The organism is Pseudomonas sp. B21-017 (assembly GCF_024749245.1).
GTDB lineage: Bacteria > Pseudomonadota > Gammaproteobacteria > Pseudomonadales > Pseudomonadaceae > Aquipseudomonas.
Window position 1 is genome coordinate 3,844,616 of sequence record NZ_CP087194.1, and the last position, 23,067, is coordinate 3,867,682.

Sequence of the window (23,067 nt, forward strand, 5' to 3'; positions counted from 1 at the left end):
CGCCGTTGGCAGGGGGACTCTCGTTATTTGGTAGTAGAAGGCGCCGCTGTGTCAGCGGGCTTTTGTGGCGAGGGAGCTTGCTCCCGTTCGGCTGCGAAGCAGTCGTAAATCCAAACGACTCGGTTGGGGCCGGGAACGTTGGGGGCGGCTTCGCAGCCCAGCGGGAGCAAGCTCCCTCGCCACAGGTCATTCATCGCCACTCAGGTTGTGGTTGCCAGGGTTAGTGCTTGGCAACCAGGTCCTTCGGCAGCTTGAAGGTCCACAGCATGCCGCCCTGGTTGAAGTCCTTGATGCGCTTGGCCACTTCGCCGCCCCACAGCGGTACCGCGCCGCCCCAGCCGGAGAGCACCGAAACGTATTGTTCGCCATCCATTTCCCAGGTGATGGGCGAGCCGAGCACGCCGGAGCCGGTCTGGAATTCCCAGACTTTCTCGCCGGTCTTGGCGTTGAACGCTTGTAGGAAACCTTCCGGCGTACCGGTGAACACCAGGTTGCCCTTGGTGGTCAGCACCCCGCCCCACAACGGCGCGAAGTTCTTGTGGCGCCAGACTTCCTTGCCGGTTTTCGGGTCGATGGCGCGCAGCACGCCGATGTAGTCTTCATTCAATGGCTTGATGGTGAAACCGGCGCCGAGGAACGCCGCGCCTTTTTTATAGGCGATGCCTTCGTTCCAGATGTCCATGCCCCACTCGTTGGACGGCACATAGAACAGGCCGGTGTCGCGGTTGTAGGCCATCGGCATCCAGTTTTTCGCCCCCAGGAACGCCGGCGCTACAAACACCGAACTGCCTTTGGCCTCGGAGCCCGGTGCACCCGGACGGCTGTCTTCGTTGTAGATCGGCCGACCGTTTTTATCCAGGCCACTGGCCCAGGTGATCTTGTCCACGAACGGGAAGCCGCGGATGAATTTGCCGTTGGTGCGATCCAGCACATAGAAGAAACCGTTACGGTCCGCGGTGGCCGCGGCTTTGATTTCCTTGCCGCCTTCGTTGTAGTTGAACGACACCAGTTCGTTCACGCCGTCATAGTCCCAGCCGTCGTGAGGGGTGCTCTGGAAGTGCCATTTGATCGTGCCGTCGTCCGGGTTCAGCGCCAGGCGCGAGGACGAGTAAAGGTTGTCGCCAGGGCGCAGGTGCGAGTTCCAGGGTGCCGGGTTGCCGGTGCCGAACAGCAGCAGATTGGTTTCCGGGTCGTAGTAGCCGCCCAGCCACGGCGCCGCGCCGCCGGTTTTCCACAAATCGCCCGGCCAGGTCTTGCCCGCTTCGCCGCCGGAGATGCCGTTCTCTACGGCCTTGCCGTCTTTGTAGACGTAACCCATGTGGCCTTCGACCGTTGGCCGGGTCCACAGTAGATCACCGTTTTTCGGGTCGTAGGCTTCGATCTTGCCCACCACCCCGAACTCGCCACCCGCCACGCCAGTGATCAGTTTGCCGTTGATCACCAGTGGCGCGGCGCTGATGGAGTAGCCTTCCTTGTGGTCGGCGACTTTCTTGCTCCATACCACTTTGCCGGTGTCTTTATTCAGGGCCACGAGCTTGGCGTCGAGAGTGCCGAAGATCACCAGGTCGCCATACAGCGCCACGCCACGGTTGATCACGTCACAGCACGGACGGATGTCATCCGGCAGGCGCGCGTCGTATTGCCAGAGCTTGCGGCCGGTGCGCGCATCCACGGCGAACACCCGTGAGTAGGAACCGGTCATGTACATCACGCCGTCCTTGATCATCGGCTGCGCTTGCTGACCGCGCTGTTTTTCACCGCCGAACGAAAAGGCCCAGACCGGGCGCAAGTCTTTCACGTTGTCGACATTGAGGGTGTCCAGCGGGCTGTAGCGCTGACCCTGGACGCCCAGGCCATTGGTGACGACCTGTTCCGGATTCTTCGGATCCTGGAGGATGTCTTGATCGGAGACTGCGGCCATTGCCTGGCCGGACAACAGCATGGCACTGAGCAGCACGCTCAAGACGAAGGGTTGGCGACGTGCGGGTTGGGTCATGACGGCTACCTCTGCGGTTTTTGTTATACCCGGGAAATTTTCCCGGTCTGGTGCAGATTCTTGGGCGCCGCCGCCCTTGCAACAATTGCCCGCAATGCGGAGATTTCTAGTTCCTTGGTAGCGGGTCGGATGATGCCAATCAACGAAGGCTCACCACAAAGGATGCGTCGTATCTGAGATGGACTACTGATCCTTGCCGGAATCCACCCGCGTCATCTGCGCTCGCTCATAGCGCGGGTACAAATGGCTGACGCTGCGGATCAGCTCATAACGGCTCAGGTTGATCCCGGCGAAACGTTCAGGAATGGGGCTGCGGATCATCTCGGCCATGTCGCTGCCGTTCGCCGCACCCTCGCGCATGAGTTGATCGAGCCAGGAGAGGTAATCGCGCATTTGCTCGAACGGTTTGCTGTCCGTTGCCACGGGGCCATGACCGGGGACGATCAGCGTCCACGGCAGCCCCTGAAGCGTGGCGAGATCCGCCAGCCACACCGACAACCCCGGGCTGTTCGGCGTGGTCAGGGCCCGTTGATAAAACACCAGATCCCCGGCAAACAGCACGCCGGTTTTCTGGTCGAGAATAGCCAGATCCGCGCCGGTGTGCCCACCCAGACTCAGCAGCCGCAAATCGTGGTTCCCAAAACTTTGCACGCCAGGCATCAATACCTGCGTCGGCAACACCACTTCGGTGCCGCGCATCCAGTCACCCACCAGTCGATACATGTTCTCGGCCATCGCATCACCCTGTTGATGCAACAGCTCGGTGGTGCCGGCCAGTGCACCAATCGGCACGTCGACGAAGGCCTGATTGCCCAGCACATGGTCGGGATGGTGATGGGTCAGCAACACCTGGATCACCGGTTTATCGGTGGTTGTGGCAATCGCTTTGCGCAGGGCCTCGCCGTAGCGCTTCGATGGCCCGGTGTCGATCACCACCACCCCTTGCCCGGTGACGATGAATGCGGTGTTGACGATGTTGCCGCCGTTGTTCTTGGCGAAGTTATCGGTGCTGCCCTCAAGCAGCCAGGTGTCTTCGGCAATCTGTCGGGGCTTGAGTGCGTAATCGGGATCGGCCAGGGTCGGCAGGCTCACACAGATGAACAACAACAGCATCCAGCGCATCACACGCTCCTTGGGTCAGGGTATGGCCGCATCGAATTGATTGCCGCTGTTGTCGCGCAGTATCAGGCGCGTCTGCCCCGCACCTTCGATGTCGAAAGCCAGGTTGGGGTTTTCGCTGACCGCCGGGAACAGCTCCAGACGCGCCAGTACCCGGTCGTCTGAGTCCCGCAGCTCGGCCTGGTTGAGGAAAAATTCCGGGATGCCGCTGACCATGCCGTTGTCCATCGGATGCGCCACTTGCAAACGCACGCGACTGAACTCACCACGGGGATAACGACCGCCGAGCACTTCACCGATGTGTTCTTCCCAGCCCGGCTGGGTGCGCACCACGCTCGGCGCCGTGCAACCGCCGCCGGCCGCGTCGATCAGGGTCGAACCGACATGCCACAGCCCGTCGCGGGTCAACACCGCCGCGCGCAATGGCGTGGCCTGTTCGACGCGGATGCGGATCGACAGCCAGGGCAGCACACCGGTCAAAGGCTCGAAGTCGACGATTTTCGGCAGCGGGTTGAGTTCGGCCCAGGCAAGGATTCGCACCACTTCGCCCTTGAACGCCCGAGCGTCGATTTCCAACGGCACTTGCCGGGCGTCTTCGGCGAACGGCGGTGCCAGCAGCTTGACCCGCTCGTCGAACACGAACGGTGCGTCGCCAAGCATCTGCTTGTGATAGAACGCCCACATCACCGACGGCACCGGATCGACCTCAACCGCCTGCGCGGCCAAGGGCAACCAGCAGGCCAACAGCCAACGCGCGCGCCAATTCATTGTTGATACATCTCGGGCACGTCATAGCGCAGGCCGTAATGGGCATAAATGCTTTTGAGCGTGCCCTCGCGAATCAACGTTTCCAACGCCTCTTCCACGGCATAGGCCAGTTGCCGGTTGCTTTCATGCACCGCCATGCCGATCTCCCAGCGTTGCTTGCCCATGTTCGGGTAGGCGTTTTCCGCCAGCGCCACTTGCGGATCGGCGGCCTGATGCACCTGCCAGTCGATCTCGCCGCGCATCGCCATCACCGCGTCGACTTCACCGGCCTTCATCGCGGCAAACGCCTGGGGCACACCGGGGTAATGGTGGGTCTTGGCGGCAAGCATGCCGTTGAACACCGAGGTCAGGTAAAACGAGGGCACGCTGTCGACTTCGACGCCAATCGGGTGCTGCTGGAACACCGCGACGCTGGCCACCGAGTCCAGTCGACGACGGTCATACGCCACCTGCCATTGTTCGGTCTGGTACGGCCCGAACATCACCACATGGCCGTTCTCCAGTTCGCCCAGCTCATTGCGTTTCTGTGAGTAATCGCGGTCGTAGGGGACGCGCATCATCAGGTCGGCCAGTTGCTGATTGTGCAGCTGACTGGCCCGCCAGATGTAATCGCGCAGGTCGTCGTCGAGCTTCTCCCCGGCGGGCGCCCAGATCAGTTTCAGGCGTACCCCCATGGCCTTGGCCAAGGCCTGGGCGAGTTCGACATCGACTCCGCGAGGCTGGCCGGCGTCTTCGAAACTGTAGGGCGCGAAGTCCTTGTAGACCGCGACTTTCAGCTCGGCGGCGGCGATCATTTCGTCATAGGTTCGAACCTGTGCCTGCGCTGCCTGGCAGCACAACCACACAGCGCTGATCAACACCGCGAGCAGGCGCATGGGTCACTCCTCGACGTGCACGCTGTCCAGGTAGGTGCGTACCGCCCACAAGGCTTCCTGGCTCAAGTAGTCGGCCATCTTCGGCATGTACACCCGGCCATCACGCACGGCACCATTACGCACCCGTTCGACGAACCACTCATCACCAGCCTCGCCGACATCGAGCATGCGCAAGTCAGGGGCAATGCCGCCGGATTTGGCTTCGAGGCCATGACAGGCCGCGCAGTTCTGGTTGTAGGCCGAAGAGCCGATCTCCAACGCTTTATCGTGTTCCGGGGAGGAGCGGTACGGGTTCACCGCCGCCCAACCATCGGCATTAACCTGCACGCCGGCATCCTTGATCGGGGTCAGTCCCTTGGTTTCGACGGCCTGGGGTACCACGTTGCCGTGAGCCCAGACGGAACCTGCGCTGATGAAGCCGGCCAGCAGTCCGGCAACGAGCAAGGCGTTGCGTTTTGTTGTCATTGTTATGCCCTCAAGATTGCACGCAAGACCTCTCTGAAGAGGCTATGGCACCCATCTTAGGAACGGCTTCGCGCCAACCCCATGCTGCTTTGGTGGTCGCGGCCTACTCCCTTGGTAGTAGGGCTTGCGGCGAACAGTCCGGGGGCGTTCTGGCGCCGTTACTACCTTGGTACTGGCTCATCGGTACTTTCTGCATATTTCCCCGACCGACCGGGGTTCCTATGCTGGCGCTACCTGTGATGGAGTGCCTTATGCGCCAGCTCGCCCCTTATGCCTTGATCTACCTGCTGGCGATTGCCTGCGCCGCCGGGTTGGCGACCCAGAGTCAGGCGGCGGATGCTCCGTTGCAGGTGCGGATCGGCTACCTGGGGTATCGCCCCGATCCTGGGCCATTGCTGTCGAACGTTATTCCTGAACCGACCGATGCCGGCCTGCGGGGCGCTGAACTGGCAATCATCGACAGCAACAGCACCGGGCACTTTCTCAACCAGCGCTACGAGTTGGTCAGCGCCAATGTCGACAACCCCGACGCCTTGCTCGAAGCCGCCAAAGCCCAACACGAACAAGGCCTGCGGCTGTTTGTGGTGAATGCACCGGCGGAAAACCTGCGCCGACTCAGCGCCATGCTCCCCGACAGCCTGCTGTTCAATGCCGGCAGCCCCGATGACAGCCTGCGCACTACCGATTGCCTGCCGAACGTGCTGCACAGCCTGCCGAGCCGGGCGATGCTGGCCGATGCGTTGGCGCAGTTTCTGGTGCTGCGCAAATGGCAACGGGCGCTGCTGATCGTCGGCCCCACCGCCGACGATCAAGCCTACGCCGCCGCCCTGCGCCGGGCGGCAAAACGCTTCGGCCTGCAACTGGTGGCGGAGAAAGCCTGGAGCTTCGATAACGATCAACGGCGCAGCGCCCAGGCCGACATGCCGCTGTTCACCCAAACCGCCGAGTACGACGTGGTGCTGGTGGCCGATGAACGCGGTGACTTCGGCGAGTACGTGCCCTACCAGACCTGGTACCCACGCCCGGTCGCCGGCACCCAGGGCCTGACCCCGGTGGGCTGGCACAAGACCGTGGAAACCTACGGTGCCGCGCAGTTGCAAAAACGCTTCGAAGCCCTGGCCGGGCGCTGGATGAACGACCGGGATTTCGCCGCATGGATGGCGGTGCGCAGCATTGCCAGCGCGGTGGGCAAACTGCGTCAGGCCGATGCCATGGCGATTCGTACCCTTGAAATCAGCGAGCAATTGCCGCTGGACGGCTTCAAGGGTCGCAAGCTCAGTTATCGGCCATGGAACGGTCAGTTGCGCCAACCGATTCCCATCGTGCAACCCCGGGCGCTGGTCAGCACCTCGCCGCAAGACGGTTTCCTGCACCCCTTCAACGAAATGGACAGCCTGGGTTACGACAAAGCCGAGGTCAGCTGCCGCTTTCCCTGAAAGCTCTACCACCACAACAATAAGGAATCTGCCATGCGCCGCACCCTGCTTTCATGCGCTCTACTGCTCGCCGCCGGGCATGCGGCGGCCAGCACCGCCTGGGTCTCCAACGAAAAGGACAACAGCCTGAGCCTGATCGACATGCAGACCCTGCAAGTCACCGACACCCTGCCCGTCGGCCAGCGCCCGCGCGGCCTGTTGCTGTCCCACGACAACAAGCTGCTGTACATCTGCGCCAGCGATTCGGACCGGGTCCAGGTGATGGACGTCGCCACGCGCAAGATCATCAAGGAACTGCCCTCGGGCAAAGACCCCGAACAATTCGCCCTGCACCCCAACAATCGCTGGTTGTATGTCTCCAACGAGGACGATGCGCTGGTGACGGTGATCGACACCGAAACCTCCAAGGTGCTAGGGCAGATCAACGTCGGCGTCGAGCCCGAAGGCATGGCGGTCAGCCCCGATGGCAAATGGGCGGTGAACACCAGCGAAACCACCAACATGCTGCACTGGATCGACACCGGCACCCAGACACTGGCCGACAATACGCTGGTGGATCAGCGGCCACGTTTCGTCGAGTTCAATCCCGATGGCTCGCAGCTTTGGGCCTCGGCGGAAATCGGTGGCACGGTGACGATTCTCGACGTCGCCAGCCGCAAGATCCTCAAGACCCTGAGCTTTCAGATCAAAGGCGTGCACCCGGACAAAGTCCAGCCTGTCGGCATCAAGCTCAGCGCCGACGGCAAGTACGGCTTCGTCGCCCTCGGCCCGGCCAACCATGTGGCGGTGATCGACGCCAAGACCTTCGAGATTGTTGATTACCTGCTGGTGGGGCGACGGGTCTGGCAGATGGCGTTTACCCCGGATCAACGGCAATTGCTGGCCACCAATGGCGTCAGTGGCGATGTGTCGGTGATCGATGTCGACACCCTCAAAGTCAGCAAATCGGTGAAGGTCGGGCGCTATCCCTGGGGCGTGGTGGTGACGCCATGAACGCCCTTGAGGTCAGCGACCTGAGTTTCGCCTACGGCCCACGCGAGGCCTTGCGCCAGGTGAGTTTCAGCCTGGCACCGGGGCGTTTTGCGGCGCTGCTTGGGCCCAATGGCGCGGGCAAATCAACCCTGATCGCCCTGCTCACCCGCCTCTATGATCTGCAACGCGGTGATATCCGGGTCGGCGGCTGCTCGTTGCGCGACGCGGCACGCCCGGCGCTCAAGCAATTAGGGGTGGTGTTTCAGCAAAGCACGCTGGATCTGGACCTCAGCGTCGAGCAGAACCTGCGTTATCACGCCGCGCTGCATGGTCTGTCCCGACGCCAGACCGGGCTGCGGGTCGACGCGGAGCTGGCGCGTCAGGCCCTGACCGAGCGCCGTCGCGAGCGAGTACGCGAACTCAATGGCGGCCACCGCCGGCGGGTGGAAATCGCCCGCGCGTTGCTGCACGAACCACGCCTGTTGTTGCTTGACGAGGCGAGTGTCGGCCTCGACCCGGCCAGTCGCCTGGTGCTCAACCAGCACATCCGCAGCCTGTGCCGCGAGCAAACCATCAGCGTGCTCTGGACCACTCATTTGCTGGATGAAGTGCAGCCCAGCGACGACTTGCTGATCCTGCATCAAGGCCGTTTGGTCGCCAGCGGACAAGCTGATGCGCTGAGCCTGGAACATGGCGGCGACCTCGATTCGGCCTTCGCTCGCCTGACCACCTCGGCCCCTTCAGGAGCAGTCAGCAGATGAACGCTTACTGGCAATGTTTCAGCGGTATCGTGCTGCGCGAATGGCTGCGCTTCGTGTTGCAGCGCACGCGGTTTCTCAGTGCGCTGGTGCGGCCGTTGTTGTGGCTGCTGGTGTTCGCCGCTGGATTCCGCGCGGCACTGGGCATCGCCATCATCGAGCCCTACGACACCTACATTCCCTATGAGGTTTACATCATCCCCGGCCTTGCCTGCATGATCCTGCTGTTCAACGGCATGCAAGGTTCGTTGTCGATGGTGTATGACCGGGAGATGGGCAGCATGCGCGTGCTGCTGACCAGCCCCCTGCCCCGGACCTTTCTGCTGTGCAGTAAATTACTGGCGACGTCGCTGATTTCGTTGTTGCAGGTGTACGCCTTCCTCGCGATTGCCTGGCTGTACGGCGTGCAACCGCCGGCCATGGGCCTGTTGCTGGCGTTGCCGGCGTTGCTGCTGGTGGCGTTGATGCTCAGTGCGCTGGGCCTGTTGCTGTCCAATGCGATTCGCCAACTGGAGAACTTTGCCGGGGTGATGAATTTCGTGATCTTCCCGCTGTTTTTCCTGTCGTCGGCGCTATATCCGCTGTGGAAAATGCGCGATTCCAGCGAGTGGCTGTATTGGCTGTGCGCCTTGAACCCGTTCACCCATGCGGTGGAGCTGGTGCGCTTCGCGCTGTACGAACGCTTCAACCTCTTGGCGCTGGCGGTGTGCGCGGGGCTGACGCTGGTGTTCGCCCTGCTCGCCGTGCTCACCTTCAACCCGCAACATGCGGCCTTGCGTAAATCCGGCTGACTACTCTGAACGATAAAAAACAGGACAAAATTACTACTTTGGTACTGGTTTACCTGTCTATCGTCGCATTCACAACGCATCGCTACTGGCATGTAATGGGTTCATAACTATAAGGACTGACCCCTATGCCGCGTGCCCGACGTGTTCTGTTGCGCCCTTCTCTCGCTGCGCTGTCGCTGAGCCTGTTGCTGGGCACCGCACAGGCCGAAACAGCGCTGTTCTCCGCCGACGGTTATCGCATCGGCCTGTACCGCAGCCCGACTCCGACTCAGCTCCAGGGCGCGAGCATCATCGACACGCCCGCCCTGCAAGACCTGCTCAAGCAGACACCCCCACCGGTGCTGATCGACGTCTACCGCCGACAATGGCTGCAAGGCCGCTTTATCGACGATCAGCCCCACGAAAACCTGCCCGGCAGCCATTGGCTGGCCAATACCGGTGACGGCGATCTGACGCCCGACTGGCAAGACTATTTTGCGCGTAACCTGAACACATTGACCGCTGGCGATCACACGCAACCGTTGGTCTTTTACTGCCGCTCCGATTGCTGGTTGAGCTGGAACGCGGTAAAACGCGCTGCTTCCATGGGCTATAAAACACTGTATTGGTACCGCGACGGACTGGATGCCTGGCAAGCGGCGAATCTGCCCGTGACACAGGCGAAGCCCGAGCCTTTTCCCTGACTTGAGCATTTGCGTGTTGTTGCCACACCCTGAAAAAAAATAATGAGGTGAAAGGCCATGTACAAAATTCTGATTGCCGACGATCACCCGCTGTTTCGTGAAGCCATTCATAACGTCATCAGCGACGGTTTCCCCGGCAGCGAGGTCATGGAAACCGCCGACCTCGACAGCGCCCTGGCCCTGACCCAGGAACACGACGACCTGGACCTGATCCTGCTCGACCTGAACATGCCCGGCATGCACGGCCTCAATGGCCTGATCAACCTGCGCAACGAGGCGCCGACCATTCCGGTGGTGATCGTCTCGGCCGAACAGGACAAGCAGATCGTGCTGCAAGCCATCACCTATGGCGCGGTGGGGTTCATCACCAAGTCCTCGCCACGGGCGCAGATGACCGAAGCCATCCAGCAGATTCTCAATGGCAATGTGTACCTGCCGCCGGACATCATCCGCACGCAAAAGAGCGGTGCCAGCCGGCGCATGAGCGAGACCCCGAGCTTCCCGCCGGAGCTGCTCCAGGCGCTGACCCGCAAACAGCTGCTGGTGCTTGAACGCATGACCAAGGGCGAGTCGAACAAACAGATCGCCTACACCCTGGAAATCGCCGAAACCACGGTCAAGGCCCACGTCTCGGCGATCTTGCGCAAACTCAATGTGCACAACCGGGTGCAGGCGATATTGAGTGCCGGGGATATTGATTTCGGGTCGTATTTACGGCGGTAACTGCCCGGTTTGAAAGCTGACCTGTGGCGAGGGAGCTTGCTCCCGCTCGGCTGCGAAGCAGTCGTCAATCCAGGCGACTCGGTGGTTTGTAAAGGGCCGCTTCGCGCCCCAGCGGGAGCAAGCTCCCTCGCCACAGGTTCGGTGTTATCTGGATGGGCCGAGCAAATGACTCATCGCCGTCTTGAGCTTCATCGGCCGCACCGGTTTGTGCATCAGGGTGTGGCCCAGTTCGCGGATCTGTTGTTTGAGCTCATTGCTGTAGTTGGCGGTGATCATCATCGCCGGGATCGCCGAAGCGCGACGGGCGTTGATGCGGGCCACCGCGTCGACACCGTTCTGCTCGTCATCCAGGTGATAGTCGGCGATCAACAGGTCGGCTTCGGCGTGATAATTATCCACTTGCCGCGCCAGGTCCTCCTCCGAGAGTGCCGTGACCACCCGGCAGCCCCAACCTTCGAGCAAGGTGCGCATCCCGGCACAAATTGCCGCGTCGTTGTCCAGCACCCACACCCGTGCACCGCGCAGGCGCTCGAGCATCGGTTCACTCATCAACAAACTCGGCAATGCCTTCGGCGCCGTGGCGCTCAAAGGCACTTCGACGGAAAACATCGAGCCCTTGCCCGGCCATGAACGCACGTGAATCCGGTGGCCAAGAATACGCGCGATTTTCTCGACGATCGCCAGGCCCAGCCCCAAGCCGCGATCTTGATCGGGGCGCTGTACGTCACCGCGTTTGAACTCCTGAAAAATCTCCTCCAGACGGTTCTCGGCAATGCCCATGCCGCTGTCCCAGACTTCGATGGTCAGCCGCTGGTGATGGCGCCGGCAACCGAGTACCACCCGCCCGCTGTAGGTATAGCGGATTGCGTTGCTCAGCAGGTTGCGCAGGATCCGCGCGAGCAATTGAATGTCACTGCGCACCAGCGCCGAACACGGGATGAAATGCAGCTCGAGCCCTTCACTACGGGCCACTTGGGTGTATTCGGCGGCCAGGTTTTCCAGCAATTCGCTGAGAGCGAACGGCGCAATGTCGGCCTTGATCACCCCGGCATCCAGTTTGGAAATGTCCACCAGTGTGCCCAACAGGTTTTCCACGTCTTCCAGGGAATTGCTGACATTGCGCACCAGATTTTCGTTGGCCACCGGTTCCCGGCGCTCCAGCAACGCGCTGGTAAACAGCCGCGCGGCGTTGAGCGGTTGCAGCAGGTCATGGCTGACGGCAGCGAGAAATTTGGTCTTCGACAGGTTGGCCTGCTCGGCCTCGAGCTTGGCCTCGCGCAAGCGTGATTCCACGCGGCGGCGCTCGTCGATTTCGCGCAATAGCTGGTCATTGAGGGTGGTCAGTTCGGTGGTGCGTTCGCGTACCCGCAACTCAAGGTTCTGATAGGCCTGATGCAACGCCTCGGCGGTGCGGCGGCGCTCGGTGATGTCGCGGATCAGTACGAAAATCCCGACCACTTCCCCGCTGGCCAGGCGATTGGGTACGTAGGAGCGCAGCATGTAGCGCTCCTGATTGTTGATATTGGTTTCGGCAAACTCGAACGTCACGCTTTCGCCGGCCAGGGCCCGGGCCACATAGGCCTCGAGGCGCTGATAGTGCTGCTCGCTGTGCACTTCGCGCAGGCTCTGCCCGAGCATTACGCCCCGGGGCCAGCAGTACCATTCTTCATAGACTTTGTTGGTGAATTCATAGACCAGATCGGCATTCAGGTAGGCGATCAGCGCCGGCACATGGTCGGTGATCAGGCGAATCCAGCGCTCGCTTTCGCTGAGGGCTTCGGCGTGCTGATAGCGTTCGGTGATGTCAGTAAAGGTGTTGACGAAGCCGCCGGTGGGCAACGGATGGGTGCGGATTTCCAGGACCCGGCCATCGTAGAGGCGCTGCTCGCATTCCTGCACGTACCGGCCGTTGGCATCGCGACTGGCCGGGGTCAGCAGGTTCAGCTCGCTGTCGGCGATCACTTCGGCGAACGGCCGATGAGCCGCCACCGGGGCCAGGCCGCTGAGTTCCAGGAAACGCCGGTTCCACAGTTCCAGAATGCCCTCGGCGTTGACCATCGCCACCCCTTGGGACAGGTTGTCGACCGCCCGTTGCAACAGGTGCGACTTCTGCGCCACGGCCTGCTCGCGGCGCAGGGTTTCGCTGAGTTTGACGTCAGTAATGTCGGTGAACAGGATCACCCGCCCGCCTTCCTGGGTCGGCCGCTCGCTGACTTGCAGCCAACGGCCATTGTGCAGGCGATAGAGCAGGCTTTCGTCGACAGGCGACCGGGGTTCTTCACTGAACAACCCGGTAGAAGTCATCAACCGTTTGACCTCACTCAGGCGCATGCCCGCGTTGATCCGTACCCGGCTGTTACCCCAAAACGCCTTGAAACGGCTGTTGAACAGCACGATCCGCTGCTCGGCATCGAACAGCACAAAGGCGTCAGAGATGCTTTCGATGGCGTCGATCAAGTGTTGATGAGCGGTTTCGGCCCGTAGCCGCGCTTCGCTGAGCAAATGGTTGCCGGCCTTGAGTTCGGCCATGGCCTGGTTCAGGGCGTCGGTGCGCTCACGCACCTGTTCGGCCAGCACCACCGAATGCTGGAACGCCGCATACGGGTCGTTGCCCCGGGTGATACCGGACTCGATGCGTTCGATCAACGCGTCATTGATGCGCTGCAATTTTTGGTTTTCGTGCCGCAGGCTGGCGATTTGCGCCTGAAGGTCAGCGCTGTCCAGGGGCGCGTCCTCGGGCAATGGCAACCCCGGTGAAGGTCTGGTTGATGTGCATGCCATTGAACTGTTCTCCGTAGGTGTTGAAACCCATCACCTGCTGGTCCCGCAAAAACGCGCCGATCTGCTCGAGACTGCCGGCGTCTTCCAGTTCCAGGCGCCGGAGAAAACAGTCACAGCCGATGGTCAGCAACAAGTCCCCGAGACGCTCGCGCAAGCCCTCGAACAGGCCTTGCAGATTCGGCAGCATGGGGCCGGGTTTCATGACGGTGAGGACGATGCCGTTTTCCACCGCACAGTAGAAACTCAGGCTCAGGTCTGGATGAACCTGCTGGATCGCCCGCACGTAATACTGATCGTTGATCCGCACCGCCAACGGGTGTGCGGCAAAGGTCCGGTAATCGAGGTCGGCCACCGCCACGCCGATATGCCGGCCGTACTCCTCGGCGGCCGGTTCGGCGTTGAGCTCGAATACCCGGCGCGAAGTGCTGTCGGCAGCGGTGACCACCAGCTTTTCGGCCCTGGGCAGGATGTGGTGGGTGGTGAAGACTTCGAAGTCCAGCCAGGTATTGACCAGCACCACCACCGCCGCGCCGCTGTGAAACTCGCCGCCGAAATACACATGGGTGTGGGTCAGGTAATTGTCGTCGCCGGCCGAACCGCCGAAATGCGGAATATCGCCCAAAGCCGCGCTCAAGGCAGCGAGCACCATTTCTTCACGACTGGACAAACCATCGAGCAGGGTCAGGGCAAAGCTGTTGCCCTTGATCGGCGCCAGGGTATTGCTGCGACAACCGCTGACCAGGCGCTCGACCATTTGCTGGGCATCGATCAGACTGAAATGCTCCATCTCATCGATCAGTTCGGTAGAGATGGAAAAGTGCCGATGATCGAAGCCCACCGCGGTCACGCAGCTGCGGCCATAACCTTGGGGGGTGATTTCGCCGGCACTGGTGCAGCCCACTAGGCGAATGCCGCCGAAACTCTGCTGCAACGCCTGCCCCAGCGCCTGCAAGTCGTACTCGGCGGAACAGAAGAACAGCACGAAGCCCAAATGCGGGTGCAAGAGTTGTCGCGCCAGATCCTGCGCCGCTTGCTGGGCATCGATGGCCTGGGACATGGCACTGACCACACCGTCACTCTGAACCTGCTGCATCGTCGCCCCTCGCCTGTATGAGGCTCGAGTGTACGAAGCCTGCGGGCGGCGACGAATGCTACTTGGGTAGTGGGTGGGTGGTTCGATGGGATGAGAATGGTGGCCTGATCAGTGGGTGACTAGCGCAATTGTGGCGAGGGAGCTTGCTCCCGCTGGACTGCGAAGCAGTCCCCCGAATACTGGCCGATGCGCGACCAGGATCGGGGCCGCTGCGCGACCCAACGGGAGCAAGCTCCCTCGCCACAAGGAGTGGTTAGTCAGCCCCTACCAGGTCAACACCGCCCCCACCGCAAACGTATCGGTGTTCTCATTCTGGGCGCTGGTGTCGTGGCCGTTGATTTCGAACTGGTTGTACTCGGCGACCAGCTTGAGGTTGTCGTTGACGTCATGGAACAGCGCAACGCCGCGAGTCTCATAATCGGCGCCGCTGCCGACCACGCCGTTACCGTCGTCCTTGGTCTTGCCGTAAGACAAGGCCAGGCGGTTCTTGCCCAGTTTGTAGGAGCCCTGCAACAGGTAACCGTTGCTGTCGACATTACGCAGGGTCGGTTCACCGGCATTGTTGGTGAAGAACGGGTTAATGCCTTTGGCCTGGAAACCGGAGCCGGTCAGCGACAGCCCGCCCATCTTCGCCTGCACACCGTAACCGACACCTTTGGAGGTGACGGACTCGACGTTGGAGTCGGTGTTGTCCGAGGTCTGGTAGCTGCCGTTGAGCCAGCTGTAAATCTTCGCTCCGCCAACGTCGAACTGATAGGTGATCTCGCTCTCGGTACGCGGGTTCTTCTGGTAGGCCTTGCCGGTTGCGCTGCTGTCGTTGGTGTCGACCGGGTCCATGATCCCCACCGCGACCCGCAAGCCGTCCATCATTGGGGTGCGATAGGTAATCTGCGACGTCGGGAACGGGTACGGATAGCCGCTGCCTATATTGCCGAACGACACCCCGCCGCCGTCCACCAGGCCCAACGTATCGCTGACCTGCCCATAACCGGCCAGCAGTTCGTCGAGCAGGATGTTGGAGCGGGCAAACAGGCCGAAATCCTTGCCGATCAGCACCTCGCCCCACTCCGGGTTGGCCACTGTGCCGTAGAACTGCCGCACGTCGATGGCGGTGTCGGTACCGTTGGTTTCGCTGTCGTTGATGGTCACCCAGAACGATGCGCGGGCGCCGAGCTTGAGGTCATCGACCTGCTTGCCCATGTTGAAACCCAGATAGTTAGGTAAAAAACCCATCTTCACCCGCGCCTGGCGCCGGTCGTACTGATCGCCGGCCCGGTCCACGTTGCTGTTGACGTAGAAGGCGTTGATGTAGCCATCGGTGGAGAATGTAGTCTGGTCCTTGTCGTACAGCATGATCTCGGCCTGGGCCATCGAGCTCAGGCCCAGGGATGACAGACTAACGATGAAAGCCGGCAAGAAACGATGCTTGAAGTTCTTATTGTTGTGCATGACGCGCTCCGCTACGGGGACTTGATGTCGGAGGCGATTATCGAAAGCGGACAGGCGGCGTCATACGCTGCCTTGGGGGCGGTTGTCAGGTGCTTTGGAGTGGCCGGTAGCGCGCGGCAAATTCGGTGTAAGACCGCCCGTCGGCCAGGCCCGGAACTTAGGGTGTAAGCCTGCGGGCCACACAGGCGTCCACAGGAACCGGTGCGCGCTAGGCGAGCGCTCTAAACAGCATGTAAACGGCTACCATCACGCAGACGCTGGCAAAGCCGATCTGCAACCCTCGGGCCGGCACCCGCGCGCAGAGTTTTCGGCCGAGGATCATCCCGACGATGCTGGCGACAATGAACGACATGCCCAAACCATCGATCCGCACCCCGGCGTGAAACGCGCCAATCACCCCGATGATCGAGATCAGGCTGATCACCATCAACGACGTGGCGACGATCCCGCGCATCTGCACATCGGTCAGTTGCTTGAACGCAGGCACTATCAGAAAACCGCCACCGACCCCGAGCAACCCCGAGACCACGCCAGTGACCGCGCCGAGCGCGGCAAGGGTCGCGGTGCATTTGGCGGTCCAGGAAAAACGCCCGGTCTGTTGATCGAGCATGCAGTTTTTCTGGCCCCAGTTGGCGTGGCCGTGATCGCTCGGGCCGGCGTCGAGCTTTTCCGGGCGCAGCATCCGCCAGGCCACCATGACCATCAGCAGACTGAACAGGATTTTCAGGATCTTTTCCGGCAACTGATGGGCGAAATAGATGCCCACCGGCGAAAACACCGCGCCGAGCAAAGCAATCAACAGCGCCGCGCGATAGCGCACCAGGCCATGGCGCAACCCGTCGATCGCACCGATCGCCGCCGCACTGCCCACCGCGAACAACGCGACGGGCGCCGCCTGGGTCATGGTCAGACCCAGCCCGAGCACCAGGGCCGGCACAGCAAGAATACCTCCACCGGCTCCGGTCAAGCCGAGCACCAGGCCCATGACCAGGCCAAAAAAACTTGCCAACAACATAGAACACTCATGATCCGCGAAAAAAGGCCGGGGACGCCCGGTATCGATTGAGTGACAGGATAGAGCCCGCACAGTTTTTTTCATTAATTGAATTGATGCGGGGCTGGTCAACGCAGGGAAAATGAAACTACCCTCAGGGCTTGTCCAAACAGAAACAACCACCATGCCCGCCTTGATTGAAGCCTTCCTCGACCCCGCATCCAAGACCTACAGCTATGTGATCTACGAGCACGATGGCGGGCAATGCGCGATTGTCGACCCGGTGCTCGATTACAACGCCGCCGCCGGACGTACCTCGACCGTCCAAGCCGACAAGATCATCGCCTTCGTTCGCCAACACCAGTTGCAGGTGCAATGGCTGCTGGAAACCCATGCCCACGCCGACCACCTGTCCGCCGCGCCTTATCTGCGCCGGGAACTGGGGGGCAAGATTGCGATTGGTGAGTCGATCAGCAAGGTTCAGGGGGTGTTCAAGACGCTGTTCAATCTTGAACCGGGATTCAGGGTCGACGGTTCGCAGTTCGATCACCTGTTCGCGCCGGACGAGTCATTCCGCATCGGCAACCTCAAGGCCACAGCCCTGCATGTGCCCGGACATACCCCGGCGGACATGGCTTACCTGATCGACGGCGACGTGATTATGGTGGGCGACACGTTGTTCATGCCGGATGTCGGCACCGCACGTTGCGACTTCCCCGGCGGCAACGCCAACCAGATGTTCGCCTCGATCCGCAAACTGCTGGCCTTCCCCGCCAGCGTGCGCCTCTTCGTCTGCCACGATTACCCGCCCGAGGACCGCGCCCCGCAATGCCAGAGTACGGTTGGCGAGCAGCGCAAAAGCAACATTCATATTCACGACGGCGTCGACGAAGCCTCCTTCGTCGCGATGCGCACCCAGCGTGACGCCGGTTTGTGCATGCCGACGCTGTTGCTGCCGGCGATTCAGGTGAATGTGCGGGCGGGGAATTTGCCGCCGGCGGAAGATAATGGGGTTACCTATCTGAAAATTCCAATCAATCAGCTTTGAAGCGACGTTTTTTTCCGGTGCGCTCTCAATTTTTTGTCAAATGTACGAAGTAGCTAGGGAAACTGTCTTTGCGGGCCATTTGCTACTATTTTTTTAAACTTACAAACACACCTTATCGAGTCGAACTATGCTCATTTGACTACTCTGGAGGGATCCAAAAATGAGCATGATCGGCGACCACGTCTGGCATAGTCAAAATGGGCTGTTCAACACTAATACCGATAGCAAAGTTGGAGATGTGGCCAGAATTCTGGATCTTGCACACAATAGCGACAGCGAAAACGGATTGTTACTGCAGTTCCACGGTGGACTGGTCGAAAAAACCAGTGCTTTGGATGTCGCGACCAAACTGGTCCCTGAGTACATCCATGCTAAAACTTACCCCGTATTCTTCGTTTGGGAGTCGGGACTGAAGGAAACGCTAATCAACAACCGCGCCGAACTCGCCCAGGATCCGGCGTTTAAAGAGCTAGTGAAGAAAGTCACCGAATGGGTCATTAAAAAGTCTGGTTCTACGTCAAACATCGCTCTTAAAGGGGCTGGCGACAAGATTATCAATGTTTACCAATTGCGCAGCGAGTTTGATAACTGGTTTGGCCAGCACCGGGACACCCCGCCCGTATCAGAGGCAGACATTCAATCCAGCCAAATCAAAACCAAAGGGCTGTCAAATCTATCTGTAGATCAATTGGCCTACGATATCGAGATAGGCCTCAATGACGATCCTGGCTTCAGAAAAGCCTTGGCAGAAGCCTATAACGCGACCCTTTTGCCCACGGAGTTTGCTACTAAGTCCGCTGGAACCCGAAAAAAAGCCGATATTTTACTGCTCAGTGAGTCCGCTCAGAACGAACTGTTTGGGCCCAGGCTGCCGGGCACCCAGACCAAAGGTCTGTTGAGCTGGATCGCCGTCGCACGCTTCGTTGCAAAATTAGTCATTGCAGTTGTCAAGCGTTACCACGATGGACGCGACCATGGCCCATATTGCACGGTTGTGGAGGAGATCTTGCGTGCCGCGTATGGGAACCTCTTGGGGGCAGGCATTTGGAATCAAATGAAAAAAGACACAGTGGACAGCTTCGGCACATTGCCCAATTGCTGCGCTGCTACAGTCGTCAAATACCTTAAACAGCTAGAAGATGGCGGTAAAACTTTCTCGAAAATTACTCTAGTGGGCCATAGCACCGGTGCAATCTACGTCTGTAATTTTCTGGATGCAGTGGCCGTGGCAGGTTTGAAAACGAAGATCAACGTAGTGTTCCTCGCACCTGCCGTGACCTACGACCGTTTTGCCCGCACAGTGACCACACACCAAAACTCTCTGTTGAAATCGTTCCGTATGTTTGCAATGACCGATAAGCGAGAGTCTGCAGACCAAATGCTCAGCATCATCTACAACCGCAGTTTGCTTTACTTTGTTTCGGGCCTTCTTGAGGGGCAGGTACCCGCAACCGGAGGATGGCAAAGCGTTGTCGATATGCCACTGGTGGGGATGGAGCGTTTTCTGAATCATACGGCTGTATTCGGCACGGACCCAGCCGTCAAGATCGTTGCGGCATTTCTCGCCGCGGATCCTTCCCGTATCGCCTGGTCACCTTCATCTCGAGGTCCCGGCTTGAACAGCAATGCCAGCCATCACGGTGATTTCGATGATCAAGACCCGGATACGCTTCGCAGCATCCAGAATCTGGTTACTCTGTAAGGACCTATTACCATGGCTGACGTGGATCATGCGATTCTGCTGGGTATTTCCAATTATTCATCTCCGGACTTCCAAACGCTGGAAGGTCCCTCGAACGATGTTGAACTGTTCCGTCAATGGCTCATGGACAAAGACGGGGGTGCCGTTCCAGAAGCAAACATTAAACTCCTGATTTCTCCAGCACTGGATCAACAACCCAAAAATGACGTCAGATCCTGGGCCCCGACCGCCGAACAATTTCTCAACCACTATGACAAGCTGACCATCGACGAAAACGATTCGTACATTCGACGTGAAGGCGCACGACTCTACCTATACTTTTCCGGGCACGGTTTTTCAGAAAGAAACGATATGACTACCGGAGCTGCGCTTTTTGTAGCAGGTGCCAGTCGATCGCGCCCCTTGAACATTCACGGAACAGCCTTTGCCTGGGAAGCCAGGGATTTGGCGCTATTCGATGAAATTGTCCTGATCATGGATTGCTGTCGTGACTCAGAAACGGCGCTCAAATATGCCAGTCCAGGCAAGAATCAATATGTTGCTGAACTCGCCGCCAATGTTCGAATACTGGCCATTTATGGTTCGGCCAAAGGTGGTAAGGCGCAAGAACGCAAGATTCCAGAGCGGGACAACAAAACCTACAGCCTGCTGACTCATGCCTTGCTCAAAGCGCTGACGGACGCAACACCTGACGAGGGTAACCGTCTTTCCAGCACTTCTTTGAAAAATTATGTCACCAATATTTGGGCGGACATATGTGCTGGCATTCCCGCTGATACTCCACGCTTTGTTCTTCCGGAAGGCGAAGATGTATTTTTTAAAGCTGGCAATAAAGGACTGGTACAAAATTTTGTACTGAGCGCACCTCCGCTGCCTGGTACCGTGCTCACCTTTTACCTCGGCAGCCTCAACTCACCGGTAGCTCGATGCGTATTTACGCAGGATACGATCAACGTCGAAAACCCGATGGGGAGCCCCATCGTTTCCTTATCCGTAGATGCACTTCGATTCGCCCTTAGATTGAACCCTGGCTTCTACAAAATTCAAGCATCGACTGGCGCATACACTTCAGCACCGTTTGAAGTGACAGGAGAACGAGATGTCAACCTCTGACGATAAGCCTGACCGCTTGGTCGATATCCATATACATACAAAAAACGGCTTTGATGAGATCGGACTTATTAATAGTCGATTCGAAGAAGTCGAATTGGGGCTCGGCACACTCACCGCGTCGGTCGAACCAGGTTTTTATAAAGTCAGGCAGCGCGTAGGCGATCTTGAGCAGTCTCAAATCATAGAAGTATCACCCGATACGACGGCTGATTTCGAACTGAACACGTTGACGTTCGATTCCGCTCTACCGCTTCAGGGACCAGAAGCCTCGATGCCGGAAAAAGAAGCGCTGATGCGCGAACCTTCACCCTTTGTGGAAGGACAACCGCCGCCCATCCAAGTTTTTTTATGGGACCCACAACCTGAAAACCAAGAGCGTGCCAGCCCTCAAGAACAACCTATACCAGAGATTTTGAAGCAGTTTCGGTTACGGGCCTTCAAAGGCGAAGTGGAATGTGATTTTTCTACGGTGAACTCATTGCCAGGGACTACGGGGGTGTTTCTGGTGAACATCGATGTACCGGTCGGGACATATCTTCTGGTTCAGCCTGCAGAACAGACAGAACGATGCCTCCCCCTGCACGTCCTCGAAAAATGGGCACCGCAAGTCTACTTTCGGGTTGTCCGGGATAGTAAGGGAGCCATGCTGGCACTGGACTTCAATCACGCCAGTATTACGTATGCAACGCACCAGAAAGCATTGCATACAAAAGAACTGACCCTGCTTGAAGTCGCGCGAAAAGCATTGGCCAGAGGACGATCAGTCAAAAGCCAAGCTCTGATAGACGACCTAGTCAACGGCAACTATCAAGATCCTATGTTACACCTGATTGGCGCTCACCTGTTGCTACTGTCGGCGCACTCCGAATACCCAGAAAGCCTCAATCAATTGCAGAAAATTGTCGATGGGCTGATCGCATCGTTGGGGACTGATTTCCCCGATGTGATTGCCTTGCAAATCGCACTGGCGCAATTGCGTCAAGAACCGTCGGCGACCGACCATTCCCTTACCGCCCCGCCCATACTTCACCGTAGTTGGGATCTTTTGCTACAGGCCTATCGGCACTCAACGATCATCAGTGAAGTCATGGATTTCCCGTACATCGTTGAACCGACATCAACATGGTTTGTGTGGTCGGGAAAAAAGCTCTATACCCCGACCGAAGCCGCGATAAATAGCATGCGCCAACGTCTTTTCTCACTGTTGAGTCCCGCGTTCGCGATAGGCGTGCAAAACCTGGTGAAATGGATAGATAGCTCAGATCGGATTCCAGAGCTTCCATCAGCAGTGGCTGGCAATGCCGTCCCTTTGGTCAAAGCCATTTTGCAAGATGAACAATTAATTGAATGGATTCAGCGGTGGCTGGATCAAGCCGAGAAAGACCCGGCTCTTCAGGATCCGCTGGATCAGGCTTTGTTGATGACGCTCTGCTCGGCCCAGACCCAATACTTCGCCAAACGAAGAGGTAGCAACGAAGTGGCCGAAGATATCGTGCGCAGCTTTGAAGTCCCTGCCCAAGATATTGCAAGCAGTGTAGTGAGGATTCTCATGAGCCTATTCAAGCAGGGCTACAAAGAACTGCCCAGGCTGCTCGAAGTGTTCGAAGCAGAACTGAAGCGAATCGGTTAACGGCGCCAGGCAGAGATGCCTTGCACCGGCAATTATCCTGCCAACGTCAGGCCATTTGCCGGCAACGGCAACGCCGTCTTGTAGCGCACTTGCTTGAGCGCAAAGCTCGAACGAATGTTCGCCACTCCCGGCACCTTGGTCAGAAAGTCCATCATGAAGCGCTCCAGCGACTGGATGGTCGGCACCAACACACGGATCAAATAGTCCGGGTCACCGGCCATCAAATAGCACTCCATCACTTCCGGGCGATCCGAAATCGCCTCTTCGAAATGCTGCAGCGCCTCTTCCACCTGCTTCTCCAGGCTGACGTGAATGAACACATTCACATGCAGCCCCAGCAAGTCGGCATCCAGCAACGTCACCTGCTCGCGAATCAGCCCTAATTCTTCCATCGCCTTGACCCGATTGAAGCACGGCGTGGGCGACAGGTTCACCGAGCGCGCGAGGTCGGCGTTGGTGATGCGCGCGTTCTCCTGAAGGCTGTTGAGAATGCCGATGTCGGTACGGTCCAGTTTGCGCATGAGACAAAAACACCTGTTTTTTATGTTTATGCAGATTTTTTATCCTCAAATGACCTCCAGCGCAACGAAACACAGAGAAATATTCTTCTTGGCCCGGCCTATGATTGTTGTAGGACAAGAATTCTTTTACCGAAGAATGACTGCCAGCTC

20 protein-coding genes are annotated in these 23,067 nt (G+C 59.0%); 10 read left to right on the plus strand and 10 right to left on the minus strand.

What is annotated here, in order from left to right:
- Nucleotides 1-220: 220 nt before the first annotated feature.
- The 5 genes from LOY28_RS17250 to pedF form a co-directional block, all read right to left on the minus strand.
- Nucleotides 221-1,996 carry a PQQ-dependent methanol/ethanol family dehydrogenase gene (locus tag LOY28_RS17250; protein WP_018929703.1) on the minus strand — a complete coding sequence of 592 codons (1,776 nt, stop codon included), beginning with the start codon at nt 1,994-1,996 and terminating at the stop codon, nt 221-223.
- Nucleotides 1,997-2,179: 183 nt separating this feature from the next.
- Nucleotides 2,180-3,118, minus strand: a complete 939-nt coding sequence (locus LOY28_RS17255) for a quinoprotein relay system zinc metallohydrolase 1 (protein ID WP_258612242.1) — start codon at nt 3,116-3,118, stop codon at nt 2,180-2,182.
- Nucleotides 3,119-3,133: 15 nt separating this feature from the next.
- On the minus strand, nt 3,134-3,883 hold the full coding sequence (locus tag LOY28_RS17260) for a quinoprotein dehydrogenase-associated SoxYZ-like carrier (protein WP_086946233.1): 750 nt from the start codon (nt 3,881-3,883) through the stop codon (nt 3,134-3,136).
- Nucleotides 3,880-4,758, minus strand: coding sequence for an ABC transporter substrate-binding protein (locus LOY28_RS17265; protein WP_111453491.1), 879 nt, complete (start codon nt 4,756-4,758; stop codon nt 3,880-3,882). Before LOY28_RS17265 ends, LOY28_RS17260 begins: the two co-directional genes overlap by 4 nt.
- 3 nt (nt 4,759-4,761) lie before the next feature.
- Nucleotides 4,762-5,223 carry a cytochrome c-550 PedF gene (gene pedF / locus LOY28_RS17270; RefSeq protein ID WP_007937645.1) on the minus strand — a complete coding sequence of 154 codons (462 nt, stop codon included), beginning with the start codon at nt 5,221-5,223 and terminating at the stop codon, nt 4,762-4,764.
- Between the two features lie 251 nt (nt 5,224-5,474).
- Between pedF and LOY28_RS17275 the strand changes: the two genes are divergently transcribed.
- The 6 genes from LOY28_RS17275 to LOY28_RS17300 all read left to right on the plus strand — a co-directional run bounded on the left by LOY28_RS17275 (nt 5,475) and on the right by LOY28_RS17300 (nt 10,586).
- Nucleotides 5,475-6,659, plus strand: coding sequence for an ABC transporter substrate-binding protein (locus LOY28_RS17275; RefSeq protein WP_111453490.1), 1,185 nt, complete (start codon nt 5,475-5,477; stop codon nt 6,657-6,659).
- Nucleotides 6,660-6,692: 33 nt separating this feature from the next.
- Complete coding sequence (locus tag LOY28_RS17280; protein WP_018929709.1) at nt 6,693-7,652, plus strand: YVTN family beta-propeller repeat protein; 960 nt, start codon at nt 6,693-6,695, stop codon at nt 7,650-7,652.
- Nucleotides 7,649-8,392, plus strand: a complete 744-nt coding sequence (locus tag LOY28_RS17285; protein ID WP_258612243.1) for an ABC transporter ATP-binding protein — start codon at nt 7,649-7,651, stop codon at nt 8,390-8,392. Before LOY28_RS17280 ends, LOY28_RS17285 begins: the two co-directional genes overlap by 4 nt.
- Complete coding sequence (locus LOY28_RS17290) at nt 8,389-9,180, plus strand: ABC transporter permease (protein WP_064618314.1); 792 nt, start codon at nt 8,389-8,391, stop codon at nt 9,178-9,180. The genes LOY28_RS17285 and LOY28_RS17290 overlap by 4 nt, the downstream gene beginning before the upstream one ends.
- A gap of 125 nt (nt 9,181-9,305) precedes the next feature.
- On the plus strand, nt 9,306-9,863 hold the full coding sequence (locus tag LOY28_RS17295) for a PQQ-dependent catabolism-associated CXXCW motif protein (RefSeq protein ID WP_018929712.1): 558 nt from the start codon (nt 9,306-9,308) through the stop codon (nt 9,861-9,863).
- Between the two features lie 57 nt (nt 9,864-9,920).
- Nucleotides 9,921-10,586 carry a response regulator transcription factor gene (locus tag LOY28_RS17300; protein WP_111453489.1) on the plus strand — a complete coding sequence of 222 codons (666 nt, stop codon included), beginning with the start codon at nt 9,921-9,923 and terminating at the stop codon, nt 10,584-10,586.
- Between the two features lie 144 nt (nt 10,587-10,730).
- On the opposite strand, the gene nahK is transcribed toward LOY28_RS17300, so the two are convergent.
- From nahK to LOY28_RS17320, 4 genes are all read right to left on the minus strand, one after another.
- Nucleotides 10,731-13,367 carry a hybrid sensor histidine kinase/response regulator NahK/ErcS' gene (gene nahK / locus LOY28_RS17305; RefSeq protein ID WP_372240827.1) on the minus strand — a complete coding sequence of 879 codons (2,637 nt, stop codon included), beginning with the start codon at nt 13,365-13,367 and terminating at the stop codon, nt 10,731-10,733.
- Nucleotides 13,297-14,460, minus strand: a complete 1,164-nt coding sequence (gene nosP / locus LOY28_RS17310; RefSeq protein WP_258612244.1) for a nitric oxide-sensing protein NosP — start codon at nt 14,458-14,460, stop codon at nt 13,297-13,299. The genes nahK and nosP overlap by 71 nt, the downstream gene beginning before the upstream one ends.
- A 264-nt stretch (nt 14,461-14,724) precedes the next feature.
- Nucleotides 14,725-15,909, minus strand: a complete 1,185-nt coding sequence (locus LOY28_RS17315; RefSeq protein ID WP_018929716.1) for a porin — start codon at nt 15,907-15,909, stop codon at nt 14,725-14,727.
- 208 nt (nt 15,910-16,117) lie between these two features.
- Nucleotides 16,118-16,924, minus strand: coding sequence for a sulfite exporter TauE/SafE family protein (locus LOY28_RS17320; protein ID WP_018929717.1), 807 nt, complete (start codon nt 16,922-16,924; stop codon nt 16,118-16,120).
- A gap of 163 nt (nt 16,925-17,087) precedes the next feature.
- On the opposite strand from LOY28_RS17320, the gene LOY28_RS17325 reads away from it, so the two are divergent.
- The 4 genes from LOY28_RS17325 (at nt 17,088) to LOY28_RS17340 (ending at nt 22,396) form a co-directional block, all read left to right on the plus strand.
- On the plus strand, nt 17,088-17,951 hold the full coding sequence (locus LOY28_RS17325) for an MBL fold metallo-hydrolase (RefSeq protein ID WP_018929718.1): 864 nt from the start codon (nt 17,088-17,090) through the stop codon (nt 17,949-17,951).
- 160 nt (nt 17,952-18,111) lie between these two features.
- Complete coding sequence (locus tag LOY28_RS17330; protein WP_018929719.1) at nt 18,112-19,653, plus strand: DUF1749 domain-containing protein; 1,542 nt, start codon at nt 18,112-18,114, stop codon at nt 19,651-19,653.
- 12 nt (nt 19,654-19,665) lie between these two features.
- Complete coding sequence (locus LOY28_RS17335) at nt 19,666-20,766, plus strand: caspase family protein (RefSeq protein ID WP_018929720.1); 1,101 nt, start codon at nt 19,666-19,668, stop codon at nt 20,764-20,766.
- Nucleotides 20,753-22,396, plus strand: a complete 1,644-nt coding sequence (locus tag LOY28_RS17340; RefSeq protein WP_018929721.1) for a hypothetical protein — start codon at nt 20,753-20,755, stop codon at nt 22,394-22,396. The genes LOY28_RS17335 and LOY28_RS17340 overlap by 14 nt, the downstream gene beginning before the upstream one ends.
- Nucleotides 22,397-22,428: 32 nt before the next feature.
- Here LOY28_RS17340 and bkdR read toward each other — a convergent pair whose 3' ends face one another.
- The gene (bkdR, locus tag LOY28_RS17345) at nt 22,429-22,917 is read right to left on the minus strand and encodes a Bkd operon transcriptional regulator BkdR (RefSeq protein ID WP_018929722.1); all 489 of its coding nucleotides are present in this window, start codon (nt 22,915-22,917) and stop codon (nt 22,429-22,431) included.
- Between the last annotated feature and the right edge of the window lie 150 nt (nt 22,918-23,067).

Bases quoted from the DNA above. Each gene is read 5' to 3' on its own strand.
- LOY28_RS17315 (WP_018929716.1), bottom strand. From the start codon at position 15,909: ATGCACAACAATAAGAACTTCAAGCATCGTTTCTTGCCGGCTTTCATC.
- LOY28_RS17290 (WP_064618314.1), top strand. From the start codon at position 8,389: ATGAACGCTTACTGGCAATGTTTCAGCGGTATCGTGCTGCGCGAATGG.
- LOY28_RS17335 (WP_018929720.1), top strand. From the start codon at position 19,666: ATGGCTGACGTGGATCATGCGATTCTGCTGGGTATTTCCAATTATTCA.
- pedF (WP_007937645.1), bottom strand. From the start codon at position 5,223: ATGACAACAAAACGCAACGCCTTGCTCGTTGCCGGACTGCTGGCCGGC.
- LOY28_RS17265 (WP_111453491.1), bottom strand. From the start codon at position 4,758: ATGCGCCTGCTCGCGGTGTTGATCAGCGCTGTGTGGTTGTGCTGCCAG.
- nahK (WP_372240827.1), bottom strand. From the start codon at position 13,367: ATGGCATGCACATCAACCAGACCTTCACCGGGGTTGCCATTGCCCGAG.
- LOY28_RS17280 (WP_018929709.1), top strand. From the start codon at position 6,693: ATGCGCCGCACCCTGCTTTCATGCGCTCTACTGCTCGCCGCCGGGCAT.
- LOY28_RS17295 (WP_018929712.1), top strand. From the start codon at position 9,306: ATGCCGCGTGCCCGACGTGTTCTGTTGCGCCCTTCTCTCGCTGCGCTG.
- LOY28_RS17330 (WP_018929719.1), top strand. From the start codon at position 18,112: ATGAGCATGATCGGCGACCACGTCTGGCATAGTCAAAATGGGCTGTTC.
- LOY28_RS17320 (WP_018929717.1), bottom strand. From the start codon at position 16,924: ATGTTGTTGGCAAGTTTTTTTGGCCTGGTCATGGGCCTGGTGCTCGGC.
- LOY28_RS17300 (WP_111453489.1), top strand. From the start codon at position 9,921: ATGTACAAAATTCTGATTGCCGACGATCACCCGCTGTTTCGTGAAGCC.
- LOY28_RS17250 (WP_018929703.1), bottom strand. From the start codon at position 1,996: ATGACCCAACCCGCACGTCGCCAACCCTTCGTCTTGAGCGTGCTGCTC.
- LOY28_RS17255 (WP_258612242.1), bottom strand. From the start codon at position 3,118: ATGCGCTGGATGCTGTTGTTGTTCATCTGTGTGAGCCTGCCGACCCTG.
- LOY28_RS17275 (WP_111453490.1), top strand. From the start codon at position 5,475: ATGCGCCAGCTCGCCCCTTATGCCTTGATCTACCTGCTGGCGATTGCC.
- LOY28_RS17325 (WP_018929718.1), top strand. From the start codon at position 17,088: ATGCCCGCCTTGATTGAAGCCTTCCTCGACCCCGCATCCAAGACCTAC.
- nosP (WP_258612244.1), bottom strand. From the start codon at position 14,460: ATGCAGCAGGTTCAGAGTGACGGTGTGGTCAGTGCCATGTCCCAGGCC.
- LOY28_RS17285 (WP_258612243.1), top strand. From the start codon at position 7,649: ATGAACGCCCTTGAGGTCAGCGACCTGAGTTTCGCCTACGGCCCACGC.
- bkdR (WP_018929722.1), bottom strand. From the start codon at position 22,917: ATGCGCAAACTGGACCGTACCGACATCGGCATTCTCAACAGCCTTCAG.
- LOY28_RS17340 (WP_018929721.1), top strand. From the start codon at position 20,753: ATGTCAACCTCTGACGATAAGCCTGACCGCTTGGTCGATATCCATATA.
- LOY28_RS17260 (WP_086946233.1), bottom strand. From the start codon at position 3,883: ATGAATTGGCGCGCGCGTTGGCTGTTGGCCTGCTGGTTGCCCTTGGCC.